The following is a 14,128-nucleotide window of genomic DNA, read 5'->3' as shown; positions in this document are numbered from 1 at the left end:
CCGAGGAGAAGTCATGTCCCTGTTCCATCGTCCACGCGCGACGCCGTCCCAGGCGCTCACCCGGCGGCGCTTTCTGGCCGTGGCGGGTATGGCGGCGACCGCGGTTCCGATCCTGACCGCCTGCGGATCACCGGGTTCGGGCTCCTCGTCCGGGTCCTTCGCGCAGCCGGACGTTCAGGTCCCCGGTCCGTTCACCGGCCGCACCAACGTGGTCGTGTGGAGCCCGTGGTCCGGCACCAACGGCGAGGCGTTCGCGGCGTTGGTCGGCCGGTTCAACGAGTCCCAGAGCGACGTGTACGTCGAAGTCCAGCAGTTCCAGGGTTACGACGGGGTCACCGAGAAGCTGTCCGCGGGACTGCAGGCTCGACAGATCCCCGAGATCGCGGTCTTCTCCGATGTGTCGTGGAACAAGTTCTTCCTGTCGAATCAGGTCGAACCGCTCGACGACTACTTCACCGACAGCTGGAACGGTGGCACCTACCACGACCGCTTGTTCGAGGAGGGGATCGTGCGGGGGGCGTCGTACTGGGTGCCGTTCGGCCGTTCGACCCCGCTGTTCTATTACAACAAGGAGATCTTCGCCGACGCCGGTCTGCCCGATCGGGCGCCGGAGACATGGGACGAGTTCCGGGACTGGGGCAAAAGGATCACCGGGCGCAGCTATCGGGGCAACGCAGTGAGGATGCGCGCCTACACGGGCTCCGACGACTGGTATTTCCAGGGTCTGCTCTGGAACCACGGTGCGGCCATCTCCGACGGACTCGACGTGGTCGTCGACGCCGGGCCTGCCATCGCTGCCGCCGAGTTCGACCGTGCCTGCATCAACGACGACAAGATCGGGTATCTCGCACAGGAGATCAACACCGACTTCACGAACGGTCTCGTCGCGACGATCACGAATTCGACCGGTTCACTCACCGGTCTCACCAAAGGCGCGGACTTCGAGATCGGCGCTGGATTCCTACCTGTCGCAGTGGATTCCGGCGTACCCACCGGTGGTGCAGGGTTGTCGATTCTCAAGAACGCCGATCCCGAACGCAAGGCGGCAGCCGCGAAGCTCATCGAGTTCCTCGCCCAGGACCAGCAGGCCGCGGACTGGGCGGTCGACACGGGTTATCTTCCCGCCACGAAGGGCGCGACCGCATCGCCGACCGTCACCCGCCGCATCGCCGAGAACCCGAACTACGGGCTGGCCGTAGCGCAGCTCGACCGTGCTCGCCAGCCCGACGCCGCACGGCGCTACGTGTCCTCGACGATCCTCGAGATGCGCGGCGTCATCCAGAAGCTCTACACGGAGAACGCGGATCCGGCGGCGGTTCTCTCCGCCGCCGCGAAGGTCATCCGCAAGGACGCCGAGGACATCCGAGGCCGATACCAGGAGTTGGTCGCAGAATGAACACACCCAGCACCCCGTACGCCGTGGTCGGTCATCGTGGCGCGATGGCGCTCGCACCGGAGAACACGCTGCCGTCGTTCCGGTTGGCGGAGGAGATCGGGGTCCACGAGATCGAATTCGATGTGCGGTCGACGGCGGACGGTGTCGCGATCGTCCTGCACGACGCCACGCTCGATCGGACCGCGGCCGACGACTCCGGCCGGGGACTGGGGCCCGTCGCGGATCTGACGTACGCGCAGGTTCGCGCCGTCGACGTCGGAGACGGCAATCATGTGCCGACGTTCGAAGAGGTCCTGGACGCGACAACCGTGGCCCTCCAGGTCGAGATCAAGGCCGTCGAGGTCGCGGAGGAACTCGCGCGTGTCGTCGCCGATCGCCCCGATGACGCCGCCCGGATCCGGTTCACGAGCTTTCAACCGGAAGCACTGCGACGCATGCGTGCTCTCGCACCCGGGATATCGCGCGGCCTGATCACGACGGGTTACCCCGATCGGGAACGGCATCCCGGAGGGATCGAGGGTGTGCTCACCGAGACCGGTGCGTCCGCGTTCTACTGCGGGTGGGACGGACTGACCGCCGAGCTGGTGCTGCGGATGCAGGACGCGGGATACGAGATGGGGGCCTGGCCGGTGCGAAGCATCGACGATGTCCGTCTGGGGCTCGAACTCGGCTTCAACGGAGGAACGGTCGACGATCCCCGTGCGGGCTGCCGGTGGCTCGCCCAGGCGCTCGCCGAGTCCGGTCGCTGAGATCGTAGGAACCTCTCTGCCGGAGGTGGACTCGGTCGACCGGGCGGTCGAACGTCATGGAGTCGACGCTGTCGGTGGCGGCGTCGCCGCTGCGAGCCTCGACGTAGTCGAGGACGTTCGACCGCATGTGTTCGACGAGGCGGCATACCGATCCCACGGGGTCGACGCTGCCGGAATTGCCGAGCCGCAGCAGGTTCGGGAATCCGCGCACCACGAACCCGGTGTCGGTGTGGTCGAGGGGGAGCCCGCGACGACCCTCGATCCGTATGCGCTCGGTGGTCTCGAGGACGAACTTCGCGCGGGCCGCGACGCCGTCGGCCGTGTCGATCTCCCAGCGGTGGTTCACGTCGTCATACCGGACGGTCGTCGCATCGTGGGCCTCGACGACCTGCAGCCGGAGTTCGCGGCGGAGTCGTTCGGCGGTGCGAAGGGACGCGAAGGAGCGCCCGACGACGGCGACGTCGAACTCCGGGATGCAGGGGGGACCGGAATTCGGCTGTGCCAGGAACATCGGGCGCTCCTTCGCTGGGGGAGTGGTTCGGGGCCGCGCGCGGGCAGGCGGGACGTCGCTGCCCGCACGCGGCAGTCGGGGTTACTTCTTGTGGAAGGCGCTGACGTCGGCGTTGCCGATCAGGTCCGGCACCGTCCAGCCGTCGAGGTCGTACTCGCCCATGAACTGCTCGGCGAGGCCCTTCATGGAGGCGACGTCGCCGCGACCTTCGGCGGCGAACAGCAGTTCGGCCTTGACGTTCTCGTGGTTTCCGGCGTAGTTCCGCTCGTACAGCTCGTGGCGGCCACCGAACTCGGATCCGATCGAATCCCACAGCGCCTTCATGACTTTCACGCGATCGACGGCCTGGATGCCGTCGGAGCCGCGGACATACTTGTCCAGGTAGGGTCGCGTTTCCGGGTTCTGGAAATCTGCGGCCGAGGACGGCAGGTAGATCAGGCCGGACGCGACGTCCTGTTCGATGATCTCCTTGATCCGTGGGTAGCCCTGCATGGCGAACATCCGGTAGGTCAGGCCGTATTCGAGCTTCGGGATGACGGTGTCGCCGATCCACGGTTCGGGGTTGTTGACCATCGCATCGCTGAGCGACCAGAACAGGTTTCGCCATCCGATGACTTCACCGACACGGGTCTGCACACCGCGGAATCCGCCGGCGCCTGTCGCGTCGAGGGCCTTCATGAGCAGGCCGGCGATGAAGTCGAGTTTGACCGCGAGGCGCGTGCAGCCCTGCAGCGTGAAGCGCTGGAGGAATCCGGATCCGCCGAGGAAGTTGTTGATCTTCTCGACGTCCCCGTACATGAAGACGTTCTCCCAGGGCACGAGCACCTTGTCGAAGATGAAGATGGCGTCGTTCTCGTCCATGCGCGAGGACAGCGGGTAGTCGAAGGGCGAACCGACGACGTTGGCGTTCTGCGAGTACGACGCCCGGGAGATGAGCTTGATGCCGGGTGCGTCCATCGGCACCGTGCAGATCAGGGCGAATTCCTTCTTCTTGATCGGCAGGCCGTAGTGGGCGATGAAGTTGTAGTTCGTGATCGCCGAGCCGGTCGCGACGACCTTGGCGCCGGAGACGATGAGGCCGGCGTCGGTCTCCTTCTCGACCTTCATGAACACGTCGCCGACCTCGTCCGGCGGGAGCGACCGGTCCACGGGCGGGTTGATGATGGCGTGGTTCCAGTACAGGACCTTTTCCTGCGATTCCCGGTACCAGCGCTTCGCGTTGTCCTGGAACGGCGAGTAGAACTCGTCGTTGGCGCCGAGGGTGCCCAGGAACGATGCCTTGTAGTCGGGGCTGCGGCCCATCCAGCCGTACGTCAGGCGTGCCCAGGTGGCGATGGCGTCGCGGTCGGCGCGCAGGTCGTCCGCGGACTTGGGGGTGCGGAAGAACGGCATGGTGACGCCGCCGTTACCGGTGTCGGTGGGCGTGGTGAGCGTGTCGACGTGCTCACCGGTGTGCATCGCGTCGTACAGCCGGGCGGTCATGCGGATCGAGTTCCGGAAGGCGGGGTGTTCGGTGTAGTTCTTCACCCGCTCGCCGTGCAGGTAGATCTCGCGACCGTCCTTGATGGACTCGATGTACTCGTCCCCGGTCATCGGCCGGCTCGCGAAGTTCTGCTGCTGGTTCGCCGCGCATTCGGCGGCGACGTTGACCTTGGAACGGTCGACCGTGTCGGTGGGGCGGGGCTCGGTCGTGGTCATGTCATCTCTCCTGGGGACGGGGAAGGTGAGGAAGAAGGGATCGGGGCGGATCACGCGGTGGGGACGGTCACTCGCATCGGGGTGAACCGGGTGGATGCGTCGAACCAGCCGCTGTGCGGGTCGTCGAGCGATCCGTTCCACGCGGCGGATGCGCTGGGCGTCCCGAGATCGTGGAAGGTGCTGCGGTAGAACAAGAGCGGGTTCACGTCGGCGCGTGCTGTGGCGTCGACGATCTCGCCGATGTAGATGATGTGGTCGCCGCCGTCGTATTCGCGCCACGGCACGCAGGACAGGGTTGCGGCGGTGCCGGCGAGGATCGGCGCGGTCGGGCCCTGCTCCCACACCGGTTCGGGGGACTGCGGGCGCCCCGCGAAGTGCAGGGCCGTGTCGACCTGGTCGTCCGCGAGGATGTTCACCGCGAACGGTGCACCGGACAGGAAACTGCACGCCTTCGACGTGCGCGTCAGGGTCACCTGGCACAGCCGGGGTTCGAGTGAGACCGCCGTGAACGCGGTGACGGTGGCCCCGTGCGGGGTGCCCTCGTGGTTGGTGCAGGTGATGACGGTGACGCCACTTGCGAACTGCCCGAATATGTTTCGAAGCTCACGCTGGTCCATTTCGGAGTCCCTTCCGGTCGATCCGTCGCGGTGTGACCCAGACCATATGTCGCGTCGAGTGGGATCTGCGATCCGCTGAGCGCGGTCGTTATCCACCTTGCGCGGCGGAGTGACCGTCGGACTTGTTTGCGGCAGGTAGTGTTGCCGGTCACACTGGGACCAAAGGCCCTGAACGTGCGCTCGAGGAGGGTGAATGGGCACCGATGACGTGCAGATTCCCGACAACTGGGATGAAGCGGAGGTAGTGGTGTCCGATGCCTACTTCCCGCATTCGCTGCGTCCGATCGATGCGGTCGCCGTTCCGCAGGTGACGCTGCGCAGGGTCGATCTCGGTCCGTTGCGGCTCGCGCGGGTCGGCTGGGGCGCAGAGGTGCAGATCGAGTCCGACCATCCCGGCGCGTATGCCGTGAACATCCCGCTGGCCGGGCAGATCGAGTCGGTGAGCGAGGGCCGGGAGGTCGTTTCCCCGCACGGTTACGCCACCGTTTTCCGTCCCGACACCGCCGCGGCGATCACGCGGTGGACGGCGAACTGCGAGATCGTCGGCGTCAAGCTCGACCGCGACTACCTGCACCGGGAGATGGCCCGGGTGTTGGGCCGGCCGGGGCTGCAACTGCCCGCGCAGGCGGACCTGACGACCGAGGGCGGGAAGAACTGGCTGACGATGCTGGGAGCGATGGTCGCCAACCTCGAATCGGGCGCCTCGCCCTGGAACAACCCCTTGGTCGCCGACCAGCTTTCCGGGGCCATCACCTCGGCTTTCGTCCTCGCCGTCATGCAGGACGCCGACCCCGGGGTGGTCGCTCGGCCGCGCATCATCAAGCGGGTGCTCGACCGGCTGCACGCGGATCCGTCGCTGGCCTGGACCAGTGCCGACATGGCCGACGTGGCGGGGGTCAGTGTGCGCCGGCTCCAGGAGGGTTTCCGCGAGTACCTCGGCGTCTGCCCCCGCGAATACCTGCTCGACCTGCGCCTCGAGCGCATCCACTCGGAGCTGTCCGAAGGCGACCGCGGGACGGTCTGCGTCACCGATGTCGCGCTCAAGTGGGGTATCACCCACACCGGCCGGTTCGCTGCGGCCTACCGGCGCAAGTACGGGGTCGCGCCGTCCGACACGCTGCGTTCGTGAGCCTGGGGCCGGGCCGGTTTCTGCAGGTCAGGATCGAAAACCGAGGTCCCGGCTCAGTGCGTCGGCCGCGTCCACGACGGATGCGGCGGCAGCGTCGCGGAACGAATCCGGGGTGTGCCTGCCCACCGACGTCGAACATGCGACGACCCCGACGACCGTACCGGCCGGGTCGCGCACCGGGGCGGCCAGGGAGATCAGCTCGTCCTCGAGTTCGGCCGCCGTCAGGGCGAAACCGCGGGCGCGCACCCGCGCGAGCTCGGCGCGCAGGTCCTCCCCGGTCGTGAGGGTGGACGACGCGAGCTGCTCGAACACGGTGTCCGCGACGACCCGATCGACGATTTCCGGTCGCGCCCACGCGAGCAGAGCCCGTCCCATCGAGGTCGCGTACGCGGGGACCCGGGTGCCGACTGCGACGTTGATGCTCATGATGCGGCGGACGGGCACACGCGCTGCGTAGACGACCTCGGTACCGTCGAGTACTCCGAGCGAGGCGGATTCGGTTGTGCGATCCGAGAGTTCGACCAGGTGCGGCATCGCGGCGTCGACCAGCGTGTTCGCGGCGGAGTACCACCGGCCGATGCTGAGCACACGAGGGGTCAGGGACCAACGGGCTCCGGTGTCGGTGACGTAACCCAGTTTTCGCAGCGTCAGCAGGATTCGGCGGACGGCGGGACGGGACAGTGCTGTGGCACTGGCGAGTTCGGCGGTGGTGGGAGCCGGGCCGGTTGCGCCGAATGCGTCGAGGACGGCGAATCCGCGCTCTATGCTCTGGATGAAGTCGCGTTCCGTACCTCGGGCATCTACCTGGTCTTCACTAGGCATCACTTTCTCCCACCTGCTGCTTTTCCGGATCCGGCGGACCCGTGGTTGACAAGCGGTGTGACAGCGCGCACAGTATCCAACGTACGCATTGCGCGCCGCTTGTACGCACAGCGTACATCGCCTCGGGCCACAGGCCAGCCCCCCGCATGTGCCCCCACAACTTTCGCGACTGCCGCGTCAGATCGTCGACCCTCACGAGGAGCGTCCATGACCACCACGGAGAACCCCACCGCCTTCGGTTCGGGCAACGCCGCCACCGACAAGTTCAAGCACGAACGGGTCACGTCCGACACCTCGGTCGATCGAGCCGGCGCGATCATCAAGGACGTGCTGTCGTCGCTCGCCGAGGTCGTCCACAAGCATCAGGTGACCTACGACGAGTACCGGGTCCTCAAGCAGTGGCTCATCGACGTCGGTGAATACGGCGAGTGGCCGCTGTGGCTGGATGTGTACCTCGAGCACGAGATCGAGGCCGTGCACTACGAGCGCAAGCAGTACTCGGGCACCAAGGGCAGCATCGAAGGTCCCTACTACGTCGAGGGCGCTCCGCAGCTGCCGTCGAAGTGCACGATGCCGATGCGCGAGAAGGATGCTGCGGCACCGTCTCTGATCTTCAAGGGTCAGGTCACCGATCTGGACGGCAAGGGGCTCGGCGGGGCGACCGTCGAACTGTGGCACGCCGACGAGGAGGGCTTCTACTCGCAGTTCGCGCCCGGCATCCCCGAATGGAACCTGCGTGGCACCATCGTCTGCGACGACGACGGCTTCTTCGAGATCACCACACTCCAGCCCGCGCCGTACAAGATCCCGGCGGACGGACCGACCGGTTGGTTCATCGACTCCTACGGCGGCCACCCCTGGCGTCCGGCGCATCTGCACCTGATGGTCAAGGCTACCGGGCATCGCGCGATCACCACCCAGCTCTACTTCGAGGGCGGCGACTGGGTCGACAGCGACGTCGCATCCGCGACCAAGCCGGAACTCATCCTCTCCCCGCAGCCGAACGCCGATGGTGTCGCCGAGGTGACCTACGACTTCGTGCTCGACCCCGAGGCCTGACCGGCATCCCTTGCTCGTGCGTGGTTTCGGTAGCGCCCGCTACCGGAACCGCGCACGGGCGCGAGAGCACCGCCGGCAACCGACCCGAATGCGAGTTCCTCGATGTCCGACAAGGACCTGAAGATCGTCTCCGTCGAGACCACAATTCTCGACGTCCCGCTGATCCGACCCCACAAGTTCGCCACCACGACCGCCGACGCGCAGCCGATCCTGCTCGTGGCGGTCACCACCGCCGGCGGGGTCACCGGTTACGGCGAAGGTGTCGTGCCCGGGGGTCCCTGGTGGGGAGGCGAATCCGTCGAGACGATGAAAGCGATCGTCGACCGCTACATCGCGCCGTACATCACCGGGCGTGGCGTCGACGACATCACGGGCATCATGGTCGATCTCGAACGGATCGTCGCCAACGCCCGGTTCGCGAAGGCCGCCGTCGACGTCGCACTCCACGACGCCTGGGCGCGCAGTCTCGGCGTCCCGGTGCACACGCTGCTCGGCGGCGCGTTCCGCACCGGCGTCGACGTGCGCTGGGCGCTCGGTGCCGCTCCCCTCGAGGAGATCGTCGAGGAGGTCACGCACAAGATGGAGCAGCGCCTGAACTTCGCGTTCAAGCTCAAGATGGGCGCGCTCGATCCGGTGGTGGACACCGAACGCGTCGTCAAGGTCGTCGAAGCGTTCGACGGCAAGGTCGGTTTCAGCATCGACGTCAACGCCCGCTGGGACCGTTTCACCGCACTGCGTCACGTACCGCAACTGGTCGACGGCGGCGTCGAGCTCATCGAACAGCCCACCCCGGCAGATCAACTCGATGTTCTCGCCGAGATCAATCGGAGGGTTGCGGCGCCGGTGATGGCCGACGAATCCGTGCAGACACCCCACGACGCATACGAGGTGGCCACCCGCGGTGCCGCCGACGTCATCGCACTCAAGACCACCAAATGCGGTGGGCTGCAACGCAGCAAGCAGGTCGTGGCGGTCGTGAAGGCAGCCGGGCTGCGCTGCCACGGTGCCACCTCGATCGAAGGTCCGATCGGTACCGCCGCGTCCGTCCACTTCGCGTGCGCGGAACCGGGGATCGACTACGGTTCCGAACTGTTCGGGCCCCAGTTGTTCGCGGTGGAGCTGCTGCAGAGACCGCTCGAGTATTCCGACGGCCGGGTGCACCTGCCGCAGGGTCCGGGCCTCGGCGTCGAACTCGACATGGACGTCGTCAAGCGTCTCACCCGCGACTGACCCACCGACGAAGCCACAGATCAGGAGAGAACCGACCATGGCGCTGTTCCACGTTCGCATGGACGTCGACATCCCCCGCGACCTCGACCCCGAGGTCCGCGCCGACACCATCGCGAAGGAGAAGGCGTACAGCCAGGAGCTGCAGCGCAGCGGCAAGTGGCCGGAGATCTGGCGCATCGTCGGCCGGTACAGCAACATCTCGATCTTCGACGTCGACTCCGCCGACGAACTCCACGAGATCCTGTGGAACCTCCCGCTGTTCCCCTACATGAACATCGAGATCATGCCGCTGACGAAGCACGGTTCCGATATCAAGTAGTCACTGCCCGCGGCTCGCGCCGAAATGGAGATCCGCTCCCATCCATAAGGGAATCGGATGTCCATTCGTGTTGTGGTCGTGGGAGACCCGACCCGCGACCCCATCTCGGGAATCCCAGTCGAACACCCGGGGGAAATCCTCCGGGGCTGGTCACGGTGAACGCATCCTCGGTGATCACTATGCGAACAGCGCCGGCGGCGGTGTAGTCGCGGTGGAGCAGGGCGTTTGTGAGGGCTTCTCGTGCAGCTGATTCCGGAACTTTCGGTGGTGCCACACGGATCATTCCGAACTCTACTTCTTCTTCGGTATTCCATGCTCTGAAGGAAGAGAGCAACTCCTCGGAAGCGGCGAAGTGCGGTGACCGGCCGAACTTGTTTGCTGCGATCGATATATCCGAGTTCAGGATCTGGAATGCTGTCTCATGGTTGGGCACGTGTCGTTCGATCGCGGAACGGGTGCCGAAGAGAAGCACGGCACCCAATGGGGGGTGTACGGACCCGTCGACGTCGACGATGGTGACTTGTAATGCCTGACAGATCCCTTGGTCATCGAGGCTGGCGGTAGCAGGATCGGCGTTCGATGCAATCGCGAGTTGCCGGAAGCGTTGTATTTCCTGAGGGTCGATGTCGGTCCAGGCCGCTCCGCGTGCAGGGAGACGCGCGTAGTCGATCACTCCGCCCTCGAATTTCGACTCCGAAGAACAGTTCACGACACTGATCGACGACCCGCAATTGCTCCGCAATCTGGCGGACCGGTTGGTGGCGAAGGGTAAGGGGCCGTACGAGCAGTACCACAACCGTTGGTTCACTCAGGCGGTATTCGAGCGACTACGGGAACAAGTCGACTCCGTGACCTCCGGTGTGAGCGCGGAGGAATCGTAGGAATGGTCTTCGAGGTCACAGCCACTCATCGGGTAAGGGCGACCGGTGTCGCGGCGTGCGAGATCTATCCCGACGTCTTCGTCATCGAGGGCCGATGCGGGGTCTATTCCCGGCTGGCCGGCACGGCCGCGCAGCTGCCCGGCGATTTCGTCACTGCGCTACCCGAGGGTCCGATCCCGCCGACCGAGAGGAGAAGGACGCCCTGCGGGCGGCTGCGCCCAACCGATCGGAGACCCTACGGGTCCCTGAGCTTGTCTCGGCCCCTTCCCCAACGCTGCCCGGTCGCCATGCCCCGATAGACCGTCTCGGCCAGCACTTCTGGCCCCATGTCGGAGGTGACGTGTGGCTTGTGCTGGACCCGGTCGTTCGTGTCGACCCGCACGATCGGGTGCTCCACCGCCAGCTGTGGAGACGAAGGATACTGGCGCCCAGTCGGTTTCGAACACGGGGAATGGCACCCCGGTTCGCAGCGTCGATGCGCTGACGTCGGACCTGAAGGAGATGAGCGACGAATGTCCGACGTGCCGCGGTTACCGGAACGGCCCGCGCCCACGTCGAAGCGAAACACCTCGAGCCCCTCGACCGGTGGGTCGAGGGGCTCGTGAGGTCAGGACGTCGGTAAGGGTCCCGGTGGGCTGAGAAGGAGGCCGGCATCGAAAGCCGAACCGTGTGCAGCGCCCCCTGGGGGCGTGTGGATAGACTCCACCGTACGGTGCATGACAGGTCCAATCTGTCGTGTGCCCAGACCCCGGTCGGTGTTGGTAGCACCTTCCGGGGTCGACCTGTATTCAGGCCGGTGCAGGCATGGTTCCACGCGCGAGAGCGGTCGTCAACTCGAACACGCATTCGTGTCGAAACGGGCCGCCGCACGAACGAGGATGTCGCGCTGGGCGGGTCCGCATCATCGCCGGCGCTGGAGGTGGAACCCGCCTACCGCAAATCCGAGAAGAGCGCAGCAGGCGATCGTCCTCCGAGTATCAGAGCGCGACGCCCCGATTCAGGATCTCCTGCGGATCGAACAGCTTCCGCAGTGCGCGCTGCATGTCGGCGTTCACCGGGTCCAACTCCCGCGCCAGCCATCCCGCCTTGAGCCGGCCCACGCCGTGTTCACCCGTGATGGTGCCGCCGAGTTCCAATGCGGCAGAAGTGATCTTGTCGAAAGCAGTGTGCGCCGCAGCCAGGGAGCCGGCGTCGGATCGGTCGAAGATGATCGTCGGGTGCAGGTTGCCGTCGCCGGCATGCCCGAACACGCCGATGGTCAGGCCCACCTCTACGGCGATCCCCTCGATGGTCGAGATCAGATCCACCACCTTCGCGCGCGGCACGCACACGTCGTCGAGCAGCCAATCGCCGAGCCGCTCGAGCGCGGGCAGTGCGAGGCGCCGCGCTTCCATGAGCATCGTCGACTCTTCGACGTCGTCGGCGCGGCCCACCTCCGCACCGGCGGCAGCGCACAATGCCTCGACCTTCGCGAGGATCGCGTCGGCATCCTCGGAGTCGGCCTGGACCAGCAGCATCGCCGCAGCATCACCGAGGCCCATCTTCGCGACCTCGTCGACGGCCCGCAGGGTCGTGTGGTCGAGGATCTCCACCGCCGAACACGGCAGTCCGGCCGCTGCGATCGCAGCCACCGCGGTACCCGCCGACGTGAGGTCGGCGAACGACGCGGCGAGCGTCAACGCGGGCGCCGGGGCGGGAACCAGCCGGACCGTCACTTCGGTGACGACACCGAGAGTGCCCTCCGAACCGACGAACAAACCCGTAATGTCGTATCCAGCAACACCTTTCACCGTGCTCGTGCCGGTGCGCATCACGCGCCCGTCGGCGAGCACCACCTCGAGGGCTTCGACGAAGTCGGCCGTCACGCCGTACTTGACGCAACACATGCCGCCCGCGTTGGTCGCGACGTTCCCGCCGATCGAGCACATCGCCACCGAACCCGGATCCGGCGGGTACAGCAGGCCCTGCTCGGCCACGGCCGCGCGCAGATCGCCGGTGATCACGCCGGGTTGTGCGACCGCGAGCCGCTCGACGGGGTCGATGTCGAGGATCGTGTTCATCCGATGCAGTGACAGCACCACGCCGCCGTCGGTGGCGTTGGAACCACCGCTCAGACCACTGCCGGCGCCGCGTGTCGACACGGGAATCGACGCGGCGTGACAAGCGCGCAGGCACGCCGAGACTTCCTCGGTGGTGCGGGGTGCGAGCACGGCGACGGCTGTGCCGGCTTCCGTCAGACGTGACTCGTCACGACAGTACCCGGCGACGATATCGGGATCGGTGATGACGATCTCGCCAGGCAGATCTGCAGTGGCGCAGGTGAATTCGGACGGTGGATGGACGGTGTTCGCCGTCATGTGTCTGCTCCTACCTGTGGGTCGGATGGGTGGATGCCTGGCGCCGGGGGTGATCGGCGGGCCGGTACCGATCCAGAGTAGAGCACGGTGATCTGCGCCCCATCACAGCTGCTCCGGCAGCGGGTCGCGCGGTCCTGACCGGGGAAGGCGGTTTCCGGAGGCGGAACCGACGGGGGGAGCCCGGGGAGGCGGCATACTCAGGGTATGGGTGTGCCGCTACGCGACGTCTACGAACAGCCGACTCTCGCCGACCTGTTGCCGTCGGTGCTGGCGTCGGCCGGCGTGACTGCGGAACGCAACCGGCTCGACCTGACCGACTGTGCCCGCACCGTCGTGTTGCTCGTCGACGGCATGGGATGGAACCTGGTGCAGAACTACAGCGGTGCCGCGCCTTTCCTCACCGGGATGGCAGGGCACGCGATCCGTGCGGGATTTCCCACGACCACCGCGGTGAGTCTCGCATCGCTGGGCACGGGTCTGCCGTCGGGGCGGCACGGTGTCACCGGTTACCAGTCCTATCTGCGTGAGCTCGACAGTCCCTTCAACTGGCTGCGCTGGACGCTGGCCGGCACCGCCGTCGACCAGCGCACCCAGCTCGTTCCCGAACTCGTCCAAGCGCATCCCACCGTCTTCGAACGCGCCGTACGCGAGGGGATCGCCGTCACCACCGTCGTCCCCCGGATCTTCGAAGGCAGCGGGCTGACCCGCGCAGTGCTCCGCGGCGGCACGTTCGCCGGTGTTTCCGCCTACGGTGACCTTCTCGCCCGCATCGTCACCGCGGCCGGTTCCGCGGACCGCACCCTCGTCTACGGGTACCTCGGCGAGGTCGACACCCTCGGTCACCTCTACGGTCCCGGGTCCGCGGCGTGGCTCGCACAGCTCACCGTCGTCGATCGGTTCGTCGAACAACTCGCGGACGCACTGCCGGACGGAACGCGGCTGGTCGTCACCGCCGATCACGGCATGGTCGACACCAGCCGGGGCAGGCGCATCGACTTCGATCAGTGTGACGGCCTGTCCGAGGACGTCACCGTCATCACCGGGGAGCCGCGCTGCCGCCACGTCCACACCGAACGGGTCGACGCGGTGCTCGAACGATGGCGCAACGAACTCGGTGACGACATGTGGATCGGCACCCGCGACGAGGTGCTCGCCGCGGGCCTGTTCGGTCCGGAACCGTCCCCGGACGCGGCGAGCCGGATCGGCGACATCGTCGCGGTCGGACGCGGCGCATCCTCCGTGATCCGCACCGACGGGGAGATGATCATGTCCCGGATGCCCGGACAGCACGGTGCGCTCACCGACGACGAACTGCTGATTCCGCTGCTGGTGCAGGACCCGGCCCGGCGCTGAACGGCAT

At 66.6% G+C, this 14,128-nt stretch carries 13 protein-coding genes; 7 read left to right on the top strand and 6 right to left on the bottom strand.

The features are described from left to right. The first annotated feature begins 13 nt into the window (after window positions 1–13). Together A8G15_RS15090 and A8G15_RS15085 are read left to right on the top strand one after the other, a co-directional pair. The gene (locus tag A8G15_RS15090; protein WP_068160895.1) at window positions 14–1,396 is read left to right on the top strand and encodes an ABC transporter substrate-binding protein; all 1,383 of its coding nucleotides are present in this window, start codon (window positions 14–16) and stop codon (window positions 1,394–1,396) included. Then, on the top strand, window positions 1,393–2,145 hold the full coding sequence (locus A8G15_RS15085) for a glycerophosphodiester phosphodiesterase (RefSeq protein ID WP_068160893.1): 753 nt from the start codon (window positions 1,393–1,395) through the stop codon (window positions 2,143–2,145). Before A8G15_RS15090 ends, A8G15_RS15085 begins: the two co-directional genes overlap by 4 nt. Here A8G15_RS15085 and A8G15_RS15080 read toward each other — a convergent pair. The 3 genes from A8G15_RS15080 to A8G15_RS15070 all read right to left on the bottom strand — a co-directional run bounded on the left by A8G15_RS15080 (window position 2,069) and on the right by A8G15_RS15070 (window position 4,971). Beyond that, window positions 2,069–2,656, bottom strand: a complete 588-nt coding sequence (locus tag A8G15_RS15080; protein ID WP_068160889.1) for a hypothetical protein — start codon at window positions 2,654–2,656, stop codon at window positions 2,069–2,071. The two genes, A8G15_RS15085 and A8G15_RS15080, sit on opposite strands and share 77 nt — an antisense overlap. An 81-nt stretch (window positions 2,657–2,737) precedes the next feature. After that, window positions 2,738–4,354, bottom strand: a complete 1,617-nt coding sequence (locus A8G15_RS15075; RefSeq protein WP_068160886.1) for a 4-hydroxyphenylacetate 3-hydroxylase family protein — start codon at window positions 4,352–4,354, stop codon at window positions 2,738–2,740. A gap of 50 nt (window positions 4,355–4,404) precedes the next feature. Then, window positions 4,405–4,971: a flavin reductase family protein gene (locus A8G15_RS15070; protein ID WP_068160882.1), complete on the bottom strand. Its 567-nt coding sequence runs from the start codon at window positions 4,969–4,971 to the stop codon at window positions 4,405–4,407. Between the two features lie 193 nt (window positions 4,972–5,164). Here A8G15_RS15070 and A8G15_RS15065 point away from each other — a divergent pair, with 193 nt between their 5' ends. Further along, a complete protein-coding gene (locus A8G15_RS15065; protein WP_068160879.1) occupies window positions 5,165–6,100 on the top strand; it encodes an AraC family transcriptional regulator in 936 nt (311 codons plus the stop codon). A 27-nt stretch (window positions 6,101–6,127) separates the two neighbouring features. Here A8G15_RS15065 and A8G15_RS15060 read toward each other — a convergent pair whose 3' ends face one another. Then, entirely contained in the window at window positions 6,128–6,922 is a 795-nt protein-coding gene (locus A8G15_RS15060) for an IclR family transcriptional regulator domain-containing protein (RefSeq protein WP_068160876.1), read from the bottom strand. A gap of 207 nt (window positions 6,923–7,129) precedes the next feature. Here A8G15_RS15060 and catA point away from each other — a divergent pair, with 207 nt between their 5' ends. From catA to catC, 3 genes are all read left to right on the top strand, one after another. Then, the gene (gene catA / locus A8G15_RS15055; protein WP_068160872.1) at window positions 7,130–7,981 is read left to right on the top strand and encodes a catechol 1,2-dioxygenase; all 852 of its coding nucleotides are present in this window, start codon (window positions 7,130–7,132) and stop codon (window positions 7,979–7,981) included. Between the two features lie 102 nt (window positions 7,982–8,083). Then, the gene (locus A8G15_RS15050; protein ID WP_068160868.1) at window positions 8,084–9,211 is read left to right on the top strand and encodes a muconate/chloromuconate family cycloisomerase; all 1,128 of its coding nucleotides are present in this window, start codon (window positions 8,084–8,086) and stop codon (window positions 9,209–9,211) included. Between the two features lie 37 nt (window positions 9,212–9,248). Then, window positions 9,249–9,530, top strand: a complete 282-nt coding sequence (gene catC / locus A8G15_RS15045; RefSeq protein WP_068160865.1) for a muconolactone Delta-isomerase — start codon at window positions 9,249–9,251, stop codon at window positions 9,528–9,530. Here the strand turns inward: catC and A8G15_RS30670 are convergent. Then, a complete protein-coding gene (locus A8G15_RS30670; protein ID WP_156665410.1) occupies window positions 9,523–10,203 on the bottom strand; it encodes a hypothetical protein in 681 nt (226 codons plus the stop codon). The genes catC and A8G15_RS30670 overlap by 8 nt on opposite strands. Window positions 10,204–11,388: 1,185 nt before the next feature. Beyond that, entirely contained in the window at window positions 11,389–12,768 is a 1,380-nt protein-coding gene (locus A8G15_RS15040) for an FAD-binding oxidoreductase (RefSeq protein ID WP_068160862.1), read from the bottom strand. A 204-nt stretch (window positions 12,769–12,972) separates the two neighbouring features. Here A8G15_RS15040 and A8G15_RS15035 point away from each other — a divergent pair, with 204 nt between their 5' ends. Then, window positions 12,973–14,121 carry an alkaline phosphatase family protein gene (locus tag A8G15_RS15035; protein WP_068160859.1) on the top strand — a complete coding sequence of 383 codons (1,149 nt, stop codon included), beginning with the start codon at window positions 12,973–12,975 and terminating at the stop codon, window positions 14,119–14,121. Window positions 14,122–14,128 lie beyond the last annotated feature (7 nt).

Origin of the sequence: Rhodococcus phenolicus (assembly GCF_001646785.1) — a bacterium.
In the GTDB taxonomy this organism is placed as follows: domain Bacteria; phylum Actinomycetota; class Actinomycetes; order Mycobacteriales; family Mycobacteriaceae; genus Rhodococcus; species Rhodococcus phenolicus.
The sequence above is the reverse complement of the archived record's forward strand: the minus strand, read 5'-3'. Positions and strand labels throughout refer to the sequence as shown.